The organism is Gluconobacter sp. Dm-44 (genome assembly GCF_018256175.1).
Lineage (GTDB): Bacteria > Pseudomonadota > Alphaproteobacteria > Acetobacterales > Acetobacteraceae > Gluconobacter > Gluconobacter cadivus.
This window is the reverse complement of record NZ_JAERLZ010000001.1, coordinates 355,393-369,625: the sequence shown is the minus strand read 5'-3', so window position 1 is coordinate 369,625 and position 14,233 is coordinate 355,393. Positions and strand designations below refer to the sequence as shown.

12 protein-coding genes are annotated in these 14,233 nt (G+C 60.2%); 4 read left to right on the top strand and 8 right to left on the bottom strand.

The genetic code is table 11. The features are described 5' to 3' along the window. Positions 1 to 37: 37 nt before the first annotated feature. The 5 genes from JK213_RS01700 to aroB form a co-directional block, all read right to left on the bottom strand. Entirely contained in the window at positions 38 to 721 is a 684-nt protein-coding gene (locus JK213_RS01700) for a carbonic anhydrase (RefSeq protein WP_194261675.1), read from the bottom strand. Between the two features lie 117 nt (positions 722 to 838). After that, positions 839 to 3,478 carry an alanine--tRNA ligase gene (gene alaS / locus JK213_RS01695; protein WP_194261593.1) on the bottom strand — a complete coding sequence of 880 codons (2,640 nt, stop codon included), beginning with the start codon at positions 3,476 to 3,478 and terminating at the stop codon, positions 839 to 841. Positions 3,479 to 3,560: 82 nt separating this feature from the next. Continuing rightward, positions 3,561 to 4,124, bottom strand: a complete 564-nt coding sequence (locus tag JK213_RS01690; RefSeq protein ID WP_099285381.1) for a GtrA family protein — start codon at positions 4,122 to 4,124, stop codon at positions 3,561 to 3,563. A 170-nt stretch (positions 4,125 to 4,294) separates the two neighbouring features. Beyond that, a complete protein-coding gene (locus JK213_RS01685; RefSeq protein WP_194261592.1) occupies positions 4,295 to 5,422 on the bottom strand; it encodes an OmpA family protein in 1,128 nt (375 codons plus the stop codon). A gap of 316 nt (positions 5,423 to 5,738) precedes the next feature. After that, entirely contained in the window at positions 5,739 to 7,430 is a 1,692-nt protein-coding gene (gene aroB / locus JK213_RS01680) for a 3-dehydroquinate synthase (protein WP_194261591.1), read from the bottom strand. Between the two features lie 59 nt (positions 7,431 to 7,489). On the opposite strand from aroB, the gene JK213_RS01675 reads away from it, so the two are divergent. The 3 genes from JK213_RS01675 (at position 7,490) to JK213_RS01665 (ending at position 9,853) form a co-directional block, all read left to right on the top strand. After that, positions 7,490 to 7,882 (top strand): hypothetical protein, encoded by a 393-nt coding sequence (locus tag JK213_RS01675; protein WP_194261590.1) that lies wholly within the window; start codon positions 7,490 to 7,492, stop codon positions 7,880 to 7,882. Positions 7,883 to 7,892: 10 nt separating this feature from the next. Beyond that, a complete protein-coding gene (locus JK213_RS01670; RefSeq protein WP_194261589.1) occupies positions 7,893 to 8,816 on the top strand; it encodes a tyrosine recombinase in 924 nt (307 codons plus the stop codon). A gap of 62 nt (positions 8,817 to 8,878) precedes the next feature. After that, positions 8,879 to 9,853, top strand: a complete 975-nt coding sequence (locus JK213_RS01665) for an acetyl-CoA carboxylase carboxyltransferase subunit alpha (protein WP_194261588.1) — start codon at positions 8,879 to 8,881, stop codon at positions 9,851 to 9,853. Between the two features lie 45 nt (positions 9,854 to 9,898). Here JK213_RS01665 and JK213_RS01660 read toward each other — a convergent pair whose 3' ends face one another. After that, complete coding sequence (locus tag JK213_RS01660) at positions 9,899 to 10,669, bottom strand: molybdopterin-binding protein (RefSeq protein ID WP_194261587.1); 771 nt, start codon at positions 10,667 to 10,669, stop codon at positions 9,899 to 9,901. A gap of 99 nt (positions 10,670 to 10,768) precedes the next feature. On the opposite strand from JK213_RS01660, the gene JK213_RS01655 reads away from it, so the two are divergent. Continuing rightward, on the top strand, positions 10,769 to 11,659 hold the full coding sequence (locus JK213_RS01655) for an SMP-30/gluconolactonase/LRE family protein (RefSeq protein WP_194261586.1): 891 nt from the start codon (positions 10,769 to 10,771) through the stop codon (positions 11,657 to 11,659). Here the strand turns inward: JK213_RS01655 and JK213_RS01650 are convergent. Next, positions 11,656 to 12,660, bottom strand: a complete 1,005-nt coding sequence (locus JK213_RS01650; RefSeq protein WP_194261585.1) for a bifunctional GNAT family N-acetyltransferase/(deoxy)nucleoside triphosphate pyrophosphohydrolase — start codon at positions 12,658 to 12,660, stop codon at positions 11,656 to 11,658. The genes JK213_RS01655 and JK213_RS01650 overlap by 4 nt on opposite strands. Before the next feature lies 1 nt (position 12,661). Further along, positions 12,662 to 13,831, bottom strand: a complete 1,170-nt coding sequence (locus JK213_RS01645) for an aromatic ring-hydroxylating dioxygenase subunit alpha (protein ID WP_194261584.1) — start codon at positions 13,829 to 13,831, stop codon at positions 12,662 to 12,664. Positions 13,832 to 14,233 lie beyond the last annotated feature (402 nt).

Below are 14,233 nucleotides of genomic sequence, written 5' to 3'. Positions count from 1 at the left end.
CCGATAAGACCGGCCAGCACGGAAGCTGTGGCCTGTTTCAGGCAGCCTGTCCTTCGGTAGCGCACATTTCTTCAAGCACGCTCTCGACGGTGCGTGTCTTGCGTGTGCTCTCATCAATGATGAGGATCTCGCCCTTGGGAATGTCGTAGAACCAGCCCTGTAGCTTCAATTCACCCTGCGCCAGCGCCCGCACGACGGCAGGATGCGTGCGCAGATGCACAAGCTGGAGCATCACGTTGTATTCGGCCAGCGAACGGATATCTTCCGGGCCAGCATCTTCTGCCTTGAGGTTCCCAAGTGCGGCGCGGGCGGCTTCGCCATGACGCATCCAGCTCTTGACCGTCGGCAGATTGTCCAGCTTCGGCGAATTCAGATCCATCAGGGCGCCCATTGCGCCACAGTTGGAATGCCCGCAGATGATGACGTTCTTCACCTTGAGCGCGCCGACCGCATATTCGATCGCAGACGACACACCGCCCAGCATCTCGCCATAAGCCGGCACGATATTGCCGACATTGCGTACGATGAACAGCTCACCCGGCTCCGTCTGAGTAATCAGACTTGGGCTGATCCGGCTATCGGCGCAGGTGATGAACAGGGTTGACGGAGACTGGCTGGAAGCCAGGCTCTCGAACAGTTCCGCACTCTCGGGATAAACGTCCGTTTCGAATTTCCGGACGCCGCCCAGCAGTTTCGCCAGAGTATCACGACCACAGGCCATGGTGTTCTCCTTCATCTTGAACTACCGGGCAGTTAGAAGGCTTTATCAGGACAGGTAAAGCATGATTCCGGTCAACCCATGCTTTGTCACTGCCCTGACATACCATGATGCGATTGCTTAGGCTGCTCCCAATGTCGTGCGCAGCATTGCAAAGACCGCATCCGCATTGGCATCCGGACCACCGGCCTGAGCCATATCCGGCCGGCCGCCGCCACCTTTTCCGCCCATCAGTGCGGAAGCTTCACGGACGAGCTTCACCGCATCCAGACGGTCTGTCAGGTCCTTGGTCACGGCAATCACAATGCTGCCACGACCATCTGCGTTGGACATCAGCGCCACCACGCCGGACCCGATCTGCTGGGAAATGCTCTCCGCCAGACCCTTAAGTTCCTTGGGGCTGACATCCCCCAGATCGCGGGCCGAAAGTGTGATGCCGTTGATGCTCTCGGTTGCGCTTGTACCTTCACCGGTGGCCAGTTTGCGCTGAAGATCGGACACCTGCGACGTCAGGGATTTACGCTCTTCAAGCAGCGCCGCCACCCGGGCAGCAGCGTCGGTCACGGGAACCTTGAGCAGATCTGCAATCTGCTTCAGGCGGTTCTCGGTTTCCAGTGCCAGCGCTTCGGCTGCCAAACCGCAGACCGCTTCAATCCGCCGCACGCCAGCCGAGACACCGCTTTCCGAAACGATCCGGAACGGCCCGATCTCGCCCACGCGGCCCACATGCGTGCCGCCACACAATTCGATGGAATAGGCCGTGCGATCATCGTCGCCCTTGCCCATCGAAACCACGCGAACCTCGTCACCGTATTTTTCGCCAAAGAGCGCCATCGCGCCTTCCGCAACGGCTTCGTCCTGCGTCATCAGGCGCGTCTGGACCGGAGCATTTTCGCGGATGCGGGCATTGACCTCGGCCTCGACTGCCGCAAGCTCCTCATCTGTCAGCGGGCGTGGCTGGCTGATGTCGAAGCGCAGACGCTCCGGTGCATTCAGGCTGCCCTTCTGCGTGACATGGGTTCCGACCTGACGGCGCAGGGCTTCATGCAGCAGATGGGTCGCGGAATGATGGCCACGAACAGCCGTGCGACGGGCGTGATCGATTTCGGCATGAACCGCCATGCCCGGCTTGAGCGTGCCTTCGACGACCTTGCCGTAATGGACGATCAGATCGCCGTTGCGCTTCTGCGTATCCGTAATCTCAACGCGCAAACCAGAAGCCGTCAGCGTTCCATGATCGCCGACCTGACCGCCGCTTTCGCCATAGAACGGCGTCTGGTTCAGCAGGATCGCAACCGTATCGTCGCCAGCAGGCGCCGAAGCCAGTTCGTCATTGCCGCGGAAAATGCCCTGCACTTCCGCATCGGATTTTTCCGAAACATAGCCGAGGAACTCGCTGGGGCCGTGCCTGTCGCGCGCATCGAACCAGACCGTCTCGGCCGAGGTGTCGCCCGATCCAACCCAGGCCGCGCGCGCGCGCTTACGCTGCTCGGCCATGGCGGTCTCGAAGCCGGTTTCGTCAACCGTGCGTCCCTTTTCGCGCAGGGCGTCCTGCGTCAGATCGAGCGGGAAGCCGAACGTGTCATACAGCTTGAACGCCACATCGCCGGGGAGGGCTTCCGTTTCGCCCAGACGGTCCAGTTCATCGGAGAGCAGCGTCAGGCCACGCTCCAGAAGTGCTGTGAAGCGTTCTTCCTCGCCCTTCATCGTCTGTGCGATGAGCACCTGATGCTGGACCAGTTCGGGATAAGCCGCGCCCATTTGCTGAATCAGCGCGGGGAGTAGGCGATAGAAGACAGGCTCTTTCGCGCCCATCATATGCAGATGGCGCATGGCGCGACGCATGATGCGCCGCAGCACATAGCCGCGCCCTTCCTTGGACGGCAGCACGCCATCGGCGATCAGGAAGGCGGTAGAGCGCAGATGATCGGCGACAACGCGGTGGCTGGACTTGAAAGCCCCATCCGCGTCCTGATGCATCACATCAGCCGAGGCTTCGATGAGCGCACGCATGGTATCGGTATCATAATTGTCCCGTTTGCCCTGCATGATCGCGGCGAAACGTTCCAGCCCCATACCCGTATCGATCGAAGGGCGGGGCAGCGAGTCACGCGAACCGTCCGGCTGATCGAGGAACTGCATGAACACGAGGTTCCAGATCTCGACGAAACGGTCGCCGTCTTCGTCCGGGCTGCCCGGAGGGCCACCGAAGACGCTGTCCCCATGGTCGTAGAAAATCTCGGAACACGGACCGCACGGTCCCGTATCGCCCATGCGCCAGAAGTTGTCGGATGTCCCAATGCGGATGATCCGATCATCGGACAGCCCGGCGATTTTCTTCCATAGATCAGCAGCGTCTTCGTCTTCCGCATAGACGGTGGCGAGCAGCTTTTCTTTTGGTAGTCCAAAATCGCGGGTCAGCAGCGTCCAGGCGAATTCGATAGCTTCGGGTTTGAAATAATCTCCGAAGCTGAAATTCCCCATCATCTCAAAGAACGTATGATGGCGCGCCGTGTAGCCGACATTATCGAGATCGTTGTGCTTGCCGCCTGCCCGCACGACTTTCTGCGCCGTGGTGGCGCGGGAATAGGGACGGGTTTCCTGACCGGTGAAGACGTTCTTGAACGGCACCATGCCAGCGTTGGTGAACAGCAGTGTCGGGTCATTCTGCGGCACCAGCGATGCCGACGGAACAATGCGGTGGCCTTGTGCACCGAAATATTCGAGAAAGGCCGATCTGATATCGTTGGTGCTGGTCATGATAAGGGAGCGTCAGTTCCGGAAAAGCAGGGAAATCGTCTGCCTGTCCTAGACTATTGTAGCGGCCTTGGAAATGCAGCCTTCAGTCATTGCGGTCATGCAGTCTGAAGGTGTTATTCTCCAGACCCGACAGATCCGGTTCGGGCTCCGGTGCCGTCAGTCCGGCAGCAGGGATCTCTACAGCCATCTGGACGAGTTCCAGCGGAGTTTCCGGTGTCTGGGCGCGAAAGACGAGACGTCGCGAAAGATTGAAATTGGCGACCATGCCGCACAGCGCGCCTGCGGCCAGGGCCAGTGCAGGAAAATGCACGGTCAGTGGAACCGTAGCGTAAAGCAGGAAAACCATTCCACGGTTGAGGAGAAATCCGAACGAATTGGCCAGCAGGAATCGAAGCCATTGCAGGATCATATGCTGGTTGTCGGTGGCGGAAAGCCGAAAGGTCCAGAAACGGTTGAGGCACCAGTTTCCGGTCGCTGCCACGAAATAGGCAATCAGCGTTGCTGCGACTAACCCTGCTGGCTGGCGCAGCAGGGACACAGTTCCCCAGTCCACAAGAAATCCGAGAGCCCCGACAATCCCAAAACGCAGGAACTGGTCAATGATTTCCGGGCGGCTGCGCGGATAAAAGATACGGCTGCGTCGCAAGGGAGCATGTCTCCGGTGTGTCGGGGTGGAGTGGCTCTAGCGTGCCGGGAAAGAGACATGCAAGGGCGTTCTGTCTTCAGTCTGGATGAGCGCATAAAGAAAAAGGCGCCCCGAAGGACGCCTTTCTCAGAAACCGAAGTCGAAGACCCCGACGTCAGATCATGTCTGAATTACTTCAGGATGATCTCGACGCGACGGTTCTGCGGCTCGCGGGTGTTCGGGCCGGTCGGCACCAGCGGGTTGGATTCACCGTAGCCGTGGATGTCGATGGCAGCAGCCGGGACACCGTCACGGATCAGTTCAGCCTTCACGCTGGAAGCGCGACGGTTGGACAGGCCGAGGTTGTACTTCACGCCGCGCGGACCCGGGTGAGCAGCGGAGTTATCCGTGTAGCCGTTGACTTCGATGCGCGTCGTCTGGACGTGCGTGGAAGCCTGGGCTGCCTGGGCAACGATCTCACGAGCACGGCCCGTCAGGTCAGACTTGTCCCAGTCGAAGAACACGAGATACGTGCGAGCCGGGGTCGGAGCGGGCGGAACGATGACCGGAGCCGGCGGCGGCGGCGGGGGAGCCGTGTCGAAGGCATAGCGCAGGCCCAGGATGAACTGGTGCGAGAAGCGCTGGTCGAAGTTCACGTTGCCCGTCCGACGGCCAGACTTGCCGTAATACGTGCCGCTGTAAGGGCCGTCAGCAAAGGTCTGGCCAACGAAGCGGTACTCGGTCGTGACGGCCAGGCCTGGAACGTTCGGGATGTCGTAGGCGGCGCCCACGATGCCCTGGTAAGCGAAGCTGCCCTGCGTGCCGCCCAGACGGCCGACCGTGCCGTTGTTGAAGTGCGTATCGGTCGGGTTGTAATGCTGCCAGAGGTAGCCTGCACCAACACCAACGAACGGCGTGACAGGAACGTTCAGGCCAAAGTTTGCCAGATCGATGTCATACAGAACGTTGACAAGGCCGCCATAAGCCTGATCGGAACCGCGAGTGGAACCCGGGGTTGCCGTGTGGCCGAGGTGATTGATCTGGGAGTAGTTGTACACGCCTTCGACTTCAAGACGCAGGCCGTTGCCGAAGCCCCAGCCGAACGAACCGAAGCCCGTGAAGCCGTCATGGTGACGGTACTGAGCGCTTACGCCATCGTTGGCGCCCTGAGCGGACGGGGAGAAGTGGGCGTGCTGGTTCTGGACCAGGTTGTAACCACCGCCGATGTTGACATAGGGGCCGGTGATCGTGCTGGCCATGGCAAGCGACGGTGCGGCGACCATCGACGTCATGGCAAGGAGTGCCGTGCGGAGACGCATGTTTTCGTCCTCTTAGTGACTAACGTTCGAGCCGTTGGAAAATGCTTTCACCAACGGACCCAGCGCGATGCATAAGCGCATATAGAACTCAGAGTTCCCGGCGACAAAGCCACTCAGGGTGTTCCGGCTCTACTCGGGGAAGGGGAGTGACATAAAAGCCACAATCCATTTCGCCCGCTTTACGATCTACGCCTCGCGTCTACGCTGCCTTAGCTCAAGGTTCCAGCCGACGCCAGAGCCTCTCGCAGAAAGCAGCTATGCAAAAGGAGTTGTAAAACAACTATTTAGCCGAGGTATGACGAAATTTTAACATTCATCACGGGCGGCAACCCTCGCTTACAAGCAGATTACGCACTGTTTCTGCGGGGATTTCGCGTGTGGAGAAGGCTTTTCCAATTCCGCGCAACAGGACGAACGCAACCTTTCCGTCCTGCATTTTCTTATCCCGAGTCATGTGGTGCAGAAGTATTTCTGCCGAGAACGAGTCCCTGAACCAGTCAAAGCTCACCGGCATACCCAAACTGCGCAGATGCCGGTCCAGTCGATGCAGGTCTTCGACGGGGGCATAACCCAGCTCCACGGAAAGCGCCATCGCCAGATGAATGCCGATTGAAACCGCTTCGCCATGCAAAAGACGTCCGTCATATTCCAGTTCCGCTTCCAGAGCGTGACCGAAAGTATGCCCCAGATTGAGTAGGGCGCGTCCTCCGACAGAAGCCTGTTCCTTTTCGTCGGCAGCCACGACGGCCGCTTTGAAAGCACAGGCGCGGCGCACGGCTTCCGCAAGAGCCGCGGGATCGCCTTCCAGAACATTCTGTCCGTAGTTTTCGCACCAGGCGAACAGGTCCGGATCTGCGATCAGGCCGGATTTGACGATCTCGGCATAGCCAGCAATGCGCTGACGACGGGGTAGCGTGGCCAAAGCAGAGGTGTCCGCCAGAACAGCGACAGGTTGATGGAACGCTCCGATCAGGTTCTTGCCCGCCGCCGCGTTGATCCCGGTCTTGCCGCCGACGCTGCTGTCCACCTGAGAGAGCAGCGTCGTGGGGATCTGCACGAAAGGCAATCCGCGCAGGGCCGTCGCCGCAACAAAACCGGCCAGATCCCCTACCACGCCGCCGCCCAACGCCACGATGGTCGTCTTGCGTTCGATCCCCGTGGACAGAAGCCGGTTCATCACGTCGCCGTAACAGGCGAGAGACTTGCTTTCCTCGCCGCCTGAAACCGAAATCACGTCCGCACGGATGCCCGTTTCTTCGAAAGACGCCAGCAGGCGCGGCAGATGCAGTTCCGCTACGGTGTCGTCAGTAATGACGACCACGCGCTTTTGCGGCAGATGTGGGGCGAGCAGGGCACCGGCACGGGAGATAAGATCTGGCCCGATCAGCACGTCATAGCTGTGATGGCTGAGCGAAACATGGACCGTCTCCGGTCTGCGATATTCGGCCAGAACTTCCCGTACCCGCTGCACGCCCTGTTCCACGGTCTCATCCCCACAATCGATAATGATGTCTGCTTCGGCATAAACCGGATAGCGTAGCCCGACGAGGCGCTCCAGAACTTCGTCAGGGCGCCCCTGAGCCAGAAGTGGTCGTCCCGGACGGCCCGCAACCCGTTTAACCAACACATGCACGGGCGCGCGCAACCAGATCGAAACGGCATGTCGACGGACCAGCCGACGCGTCTGGGCATCCATCCATGCCCCGCCACCCGTCGCAAGGATGCAGGGTGGTCCATCAAGCAGGCGCTGAATGACGCGCCGTTCGCCGTCTCGAAACGCCGCTTCGCCATGTCGGGCAAAGATTTCGGGAATCGAGCATCCGGCAGCGCGTTCGATTTCGACGTCCGCATCGACGAAGGGCAGACCACAGATCTGGGCAAGGCGCCGTCCGATGGTGGTTTTGCCAGCACCCATCATCCCGACGAGGACAACCGTGCGTGACGGGATGCCGTCGGATGAGAAAAAGGGTTCCGACTTGGCTGAAAGGGAGAATGGCAGGCGTGACATGCCCTGCTACCTATCATAGGAGAAGGGACACGTCCTGCCCTCACTTCGAGACCTTTTTCATGGCCAATATCGATCGTTCCATTTTCCGCCTGCCGTTCATTGGCGGAGCTGTTGCCGTCCTTCTCGTTCTGGGCGCTGGCGGAGCGTTTCTGCGTCTGGGCATGACCGCTACCCCGCCGGAACAGACCATGGTGCACAAGGATCTGTCGGGTGCGGCTTTTGCAAGCTCCGCCGCGCCACAGGCCGAGTTGCCAGCGATGCCGCCTGTGCCGACGGCCCAGACCGCCGTCCAGACGACAACCCAAGCGCCTGTTGCCGCTTCTGGCACGACTCCGGCAGCCCCGGTTGCTGCTCCCCTGACGCCTTCGACTCCGCTGCCGACAATGCCCGCTCCCAAGGCCGCCCCGGCGCGGTCCATGCCTGCTGCTCCGGCTCCCGCTCCCGCGCACTGATCAAGCCATCATGCCGCGCTCCGGTGACAGCAGACATGTCGAGGCTTTCCTTGAGATGCTGGCCGCCGAGCGCGGGGCGGCCCTGAAAACCCGGCAGGCTTATGCTTCCGATCTTGCCGATTTCGCAGCACATTGCGCGCCCGTGTCCCTCGGCGATGCGCAGGGGGGGGAAGTTCAGTCCTATCTGGCCGAACTGTCCCGTGCTGGTCTGGCGGCACGAACCGCAGCGCGTCGGCTGTCGTGTCTGCGTCAGTTCTATCGTTTCCTGATGCTCGAGTCGGTGCGGGAAGACGACCCGACCGAACGCCAGCAGACTCCGAAGATCGCGTCCTCCTTGCCCAGACCGCTCGACGAGGCGGAAATCCGCCTTCTGCTTGAGGTCGGTACGCGAGGGCACGAAAACGAACGCCGGGATATCGTCTCCCGTGCCGCGTTGGAACTGCTTTACACGACCGGACTGCGCATTTCCGAACTGCTCGCTTTGCCCGCGACCTGTGTGTATGTGCGCGGCCCTATGCTGCTGGTGAGGGGGAAGGGGGGGCGGGAGCGGCTGGTGCCTCTGTCTCGAACTGCGCGCGAGGCGGCCGACCAGCTTGTGCATTTCGATCGCGATCTCGGCAGTCCATGGCTTTTTCCGGGGCGCAATCCGCAAAAACCGCTGACGCGACAGGGATTTGACAAGATCCTGCTCGCCTGTGCCCTGAAGGCCGGAGTAGATCCCGACCGCGTTAGTCCGCATGTTCTGCGGCACTCGTTTGCGAGTCATCTTCTGGCGCATGGGGCCGATCTGAGGGCGCTTCAGATGTTGCTGGGACATGCGGATATCGCCACGACCCAGATTTATACGCAGGTCATGTCGGAGCGTCTGCGACAGGCTGTGAGCGCGCATCATCCCCTGGCCCGTAAAGGCGTGTCTAAACGCGCGGAAGACTGACAGAAACATTCCGCCTGTCGCAGGGACTGTTTCCCGGCGCGCAAGCGTGCTATCGGGCGGCCATGCGCCAATTCCTAGATTTCGAGAAGTCGGTCGCCGAACTCGAGACCAAAATCGACGAACTCCGCCAGATGGGCAGCCAGGGCAAGGCCTCCGGCACCAGCGGCATCAATATCGATGACGAGATTGCCCGTCTGTCCGAAAAGGCCGACAAGCAGCTCCGCTCGACTTACTCCAAGCTCACGCCGCTGCAGAAAGTGCAGGTGGCCCGTCATGCCCAGCGCCCAAAGGCTCTGGACTATGTGCGTCTGCTGACGACAGATTACACACCCCTGTCCGGCGACCGCGCCTTCGGTGACGATGACGCCATGATCGGTGGTCTGGCCCGTTTCCGTGGAGAGCCTGTCGTTATCGTCGGGACCGAGCGTGGTCACGACACCGAGACGCGCCTGAAGCACAATTTCGGCATGGCCCGCCCTGAAGGCTATCGTAAGGCGCAGCGCCTGATCGAAATGGCCGGACGTTTTGGTCTGCCGGTCCTGAGCTTTATCGACACTGCCGGTGCATGGCCGGGAATCGATGCTGAAGCGCGCGGACAGGCTCAGGCCATCGCGAAGTCGATCGACGTGTGCCTCAAGACTCCCGTACCGTTGATTGCGACCGTGATTGGCGAAGGCGGTTCGGGTGGTGCCATCGCCATCGGTGCGGGTGATCGCATCCTGATGCTCGAACACTCCATCTATTCCGTGATCTCGCCGGAAGCTGCGGCCTCCATTCTGTGGCGGGATCCGAAGCTGGCCCCTGCTGCTGCCGAAGCTCTTAAGCTCACCGCTCAGGATCTTCAGTCACTTGGCCTGATCGACCGGATCGTCCCCGAACCCATCGGTGGCGCCCAGCGTGCGCCGGAAGAAGCCGTCATGGCGATCGGAAATGCGATTTCCGAAGAACTCGAGACCCTTAAAGGCCTGACAGGTCCGGCGTTGATCCAGAAGCGTCGGGACAAGTTCCTGTCCATGACCCGCACCCCTCTGCACTGAGGTGTTTCTGAAAGCCGCTGCTCCTTCGCAGCGGCTTTTGTGTTTTCAGGCTGTCTGCCTGTGCGGCGGTTCACCCGCCAGCGGCTCGCGTCCATGCGCCATGATGAGATCATGAATCGCCTGTGCGGCTTTCTCGACGATCGCGCTGTCATAACCCTTGGCTACGAGCGCCACGCCACTTGCGCCGTCCGGTAGGTGATAGGGATAGGAGCCCAGATCAATCGTCGGAAAGCCTTCCTGCAACGTCGCCAGATCAGAGGCGAAATCCCCTTCCTTCAATCCCGTTGCATGCCAGCTTGCGGAAACGAGAGGGGCGCCCTTTTCCATCTGCGGCACCAACCATGCGACCATGGATGCAAAGATCGACGGCACTCCGGCCATCACATGCACATTGCCGATGCTGAAACCGGGCGCCACGGACACCGTGTTGAGGATGGGTGTTGACCCTTCCGGCAGATAGGCCATGCGCTGACGGGCGGCATTAAAGCGATCCGCCCCAAGCGCCGCTTCCAGCAGACGGAAACTTTCTTCATGACGAACCAGCGGGGCGCCCATGGCTGTGGCGACGCATTCCGCCGTGATGTCGTCATGCGTCGGCCCGATTCCGCCGGACGTAAACACGATATCGAAAGCCGCACTGCATTCACGGACCGCACTAATGATCCGCTCCGCAATGTCGGGAATGACACGGACTTCCATGAGCCGGATGCCCTGCGCATTGAGCGCCTGAGCCAGAACGCGCGTATTCGCGTCCTGTGTGCGTCCCGAGAGGATCTCGTTGCCAATGACGAGAAAACAGGCAGTTTTTTGAAGCATGTGTCCGCTCCTGATAGTCTTCGCCACAGAACGTAACGGGTCGTCCCGCGTTGTCGAGAACAAACCCATCCCGAATTCTGGTTTTCATCAGGAGGAACTATGACCAGCAACCCGCTCCATCATCCCGAATGCCTCCTGGACCTGCGTGCAACACTGGGGGAAGGTCCGATCTGGATTGCCAGCGAAAAATCGCTCTATTTCGTTGATATCCCCGAGGCGAGAATTCACCGTTTCACGCCCGAGACGGGGGCTCATGAAAGCTGGAGCGCGCCGGACCGTGTGGCTTTTCTGCTGCCGGTCGAAGATGGGACATTCCTTGCGGGCATGCCCGACGGTCTGCGCCGTTTCGATCCGAAGAACGGCACTTTTTCGGATCACAAACTCGTTGAGCCTGAGAAACCCGGTAATCGTCTGAATGACGGCTGTGTCGATCCGCAGGGGCGACTTTGGTTCGGGACGATGGATGATGGCGAGGAACAGCCTTCCGGTTCGATCTATCGCGTTGTGCACGAAGGGGCCGCCCTGAACGTGACGCATCATGATGAAGGCTATACCGTCTCCAATGGCCCTGCCGTCTCCCCCTGCGGAAAGACGCTCTATGTCTGCGACAGCCCAGAACAGACGATTTACGCTTTCGACATTCAGTCCGATGGCGAACTTGCGAACGAGCGGGTTTTTGCCCGGCTGGAACAGGGATATCCCGACGGGATCGTGACCGATAGCGAGGGCACGCTCTGGTGCGGCGTGTGGGGTGGTTCGCGCGTGATGCGTTTCAGGCCGGATGGCACGGCACTGCCATCCATTCCCATGCCTGTTACAAACGTGACCAAGGTTGCGTTCGGAGGAGACGACCTGAAGACTGTCTTCGTGACAACGGCCCGCAAAGGACTGGATGCCGAAACGCTGGCGAAGGAGCCGCAGGCCGGGTCTCTGTTCGTGTTCCGCACGGATGTTGCGGGAGCGCCCCAGCAGGTCTTCCGTCTGAACTAGCCCAGAAGTTCCTGCAAAAGCGGGATCAGCGGGAGGTCCGGGTCCGGCATTGGATAACGACCCAGATCCGATGCCGAAACCCATTCCAGCGTCTGGCCTTCGCGCGGGGTGGGAACGCCCCGCCAGCGCCGCACCGCATAAAGCGGCATCAGCAGATGAAACGGCCCGGCATTTTCGCTGACGAACGTGAAGGGGGCCAGGCAGGAGCCGGTCAGATCCAGTCCGAGCTCCTCACGCATTTCCCGGATCAGCGCCTGTTCCGGCGTCTCATCGCGTTCGACTTTGCCGCCGGGAAATTCCCATAGCCCCGCGAGACGTTTGCCTTCCGGTCTTTTGGCGAGAAGAATCCGTCCTTGCGCGTCCAGAAGTGCGGCTGCCACGACCAACAGCGTTCGCGGCTTGGGTGCTTCCACAACGACAGGAGTCACTTCGGTCTGCTGCACAGGAGCCTCAACCGGTTCTGGCACGTCAGAAAGAAATGTTGTCCGGGACAATTCGAACAAATCAATCGGACAATCCTGTCCGCGCGACACGAAGCGTCGGCTGGATGTTCCCGTTTTTGCAAAACCGAGCTTGCCCAGAACCGCCAGAGAGGCCGCATTGTCCTGTGCCGCGTCTGCAGTAATTTTCTCCAGACGCAGAACCGTCAATCCCCATTCGATCACGCGCCGGGCCGCTTGAGTGGTCAGGCCCTGTCCCCAGACGCTCGGAGCCATCCAGTATCCCAAAGAACCGGAGCGCCGGTCGTCGGACAGAACAAGGCCGATTGCGCCCAGAAGGGATCCGTCCCGGGTGATGGCGAAATGATGTGCGCTGCCCTGCGCACTGTCATGACGTGTGGAGTCGATCCACTGTTCCGCCAGATCGCGCGGATACGGAAAGGGCAGGCGACTGAGCATCCGCACGACGCTCCAGTCATTGATCAGACGATGGACGGCCGGGGCATCTTCCGGCTGCAGGGCGCGCAGAACGAGGCCCCCTGCCTTGAGTTCAGGTGTCATGTCAGGATTGTGGAACCTGCTGTTCTGTAGGTTTGTCGTCTGGAACGCCGCATCGGGCCAGAAGCCGGCGCAGCATGTTGATGACCGGGAAGACTTCCTGATTGCGGTCGCCGCCCTGCTCGTTCCACGCAGCCTGTTCCAGCTCCACGATGTCACGGTCTTCCTTGAAGATCCGCTCCGTAAATGCGACGAGGAACGGCCAGGCAATGTCCAGAACCAGCTTCGCTTTCGGACGACGGATCGAAAGCAGTCCGAAGACGCGACAGGTCTTCTGGTCCGCATCCTGCGGGACATAGACGATCCACAGATCCATGACCGGCGGTTCGTCGCCTGTCGCGATGCGGAGTGTCTGGTACGGATATTCCGTCCGGATCGTCATGACGTCTTTATGGGCGTATTTCTCGCTCGCATCCCGGCGCTCGCCGAAAATGAATGTCTCGCCCCAGGGCTGCTTGCCGCCTGTCCGGGCGAAACTGTAGCGCGCCTCGACCAGTGTGGGTTCGTCCCGCCCGCCCAGAAAGCGGGGTTTCATCTGGCCCATCTGTTTCATGTGCATGAACTGATGGTTCATATCCATCAGGTTTTCATGCATGAAACTGTAATGACACGCGACCGTTTCGCCGAAACGGCGCGTCTTGTATTCGGGATTGCCAACCGATCCCATCTGCGGAAACGGCGTGCTTTCGGCTTTCGCGGGATCGCCCGGGAAAATGAAGATCAGCCCGCCTTCCTCACGACACGGATAGGTCCGCACGCCGTTCGGCAGCTTGCCTTTGCCCAGATACGGCACATCGATACACCGTCCCGAACGGCCATAGGCCCAGCCGTGATAGCAGCACTGAACCGCTTCGCCGCTGACTTTTCCAAGGCTGAGCGGCACCTGACGATGCGCGCACCGGTCTTCCAGCGCGAACACGCTGCCATCCATCGGGCGTACAAGCGCGATCGGCTGCCCGGCATAGCGCGTGCCAATGGTCTTGCCGCGCTTGAGTTCACGGGACCACGCGATCGGATACCAGTAATCGGGATTGGACAGGACGCGACGGAGATCTCCTGTCTTGCGAACCACATCCTCTACAGGAGAATATTCGCCGATATTCGGGTCGATCACCCGATCCGTGTCCGAAGGAGAGTTTTCGGCAGCAGAAGAGACAGAAAGCGTCTGCGACATGAGTATCCTGATCCGTGATGAAACCGCGACATTGTCTTGCTAAGGACAAACCTAACAGGCAAAGCCCCCCTACAGGAAGCGATCATTCATCCTCGCAGAGCGCGTCTTTCCCGCAACATGCGGCACAAAAACCACCGTTTTCGTGTCATTGAAACATCATCTAGCAATGCTGGCGCTTTCCGCAGTGTGCAGGCACGTTTAGGACACCGCTTCCCAAAGTTTACAAAACCCAGATTCCGGAGTTTCGTCCACGGTGCGAACCAGATCCCTGCTGCTGTCCTTCATCGCACTGTTCGCAGTCCGCCAGTCTGCTTTGGCGGCAGGGCATCAGCCTCTTCCTGCAGCCGGTGATGCTTCGCCGGTGTCGGTGTCTGCACACTCAGCGAAGCATCATGCCCTGAA

What these genes read in the sequence shown, in the direction of transcription:
- JK213_RS01700 (WP_194261675.1), bottom strand. Translation starts at nt 721, where the DNA reads ATGGCCTGTGGTCGTGATACTCTGGCGAAACTGCTGGGCGGCGTCCGG.
- alaS (WP_194261593.1), bottom strand. Translation starts at nt 3,478, where the DNA reads ATGACCAGCACCAACGATATCAGATCGGCCTTTCTCGAATATTTCGGT.
- JK213_RS01685 (WP_194261592.1), bottom strand. Translation starts at nt 5,422, where the DNA reads ATGCGTCTCCGCACGGCACTCCTTGCCATGACGTCGATGGTCGCCGCA.
- aroB (WP_194261591.1), bottom strand. Translation starts at nt 7,430, where the DNA reads ATGTCACGCCTGCCATTCTCCCTTTCAGCCAAGTCGGAACCCTTTTTC.
- JK213_RS01675 (WP_194261590.1), top strand. Translation starts at nt 7,490, where the DNA reads ATGGCCAATATCGATCGTTCCATTTTCCGCCTGCCGTTCATTGGCGGA.
- JK213_RS01670 (WP_194261589.1), top strand. Translation starts at nt 7,893, where the DNA reads ATGCCGCGCTCCGGTGACAGCAGACATGTCGAGGCTTTCCTTGAGATG.
- JK213_RS01665 (WP_194261588.1), top strand. Translation starts at nt 8,879, where the DNA reads ATGCGCCAATTCCTAGATTTCGAGAAGTCGGTCGCCGAACTCGAGACC.
- JK213_RS01660 (WP_194261587.1), bottom strand. Translation starts at nt 10,669, where the DNA reads ATGCTTCAAAAAACTGCCTGTTTTCTCGTCATTGGCAACGAGATCCTC.
- JK213_RS01655 (WP_194261586.1), top strand. Translation starts at nt 10,769, where the DNA reads ATGACCAGCAACCCGCTCCATCATCCCGAATGCCTCCTGGACCTGCGT.
- JK213_RS01650 (WP_194261585.1), bottom strand. Translation starts at nt 12,660, where the DNA reads ATGACACCTGAACTCAAGGCAGGGGGCCTCGTTCTGCGCGCCCTGCAG.
- JK213_RS01645 (WP_194261584.1), bottom strand. Translation starts at nt 13,831, where the DNA reads ATGTCGCAGACGCTTTCTGTCTCTTCTGCTGCCGAAAACTCTCCTTCG.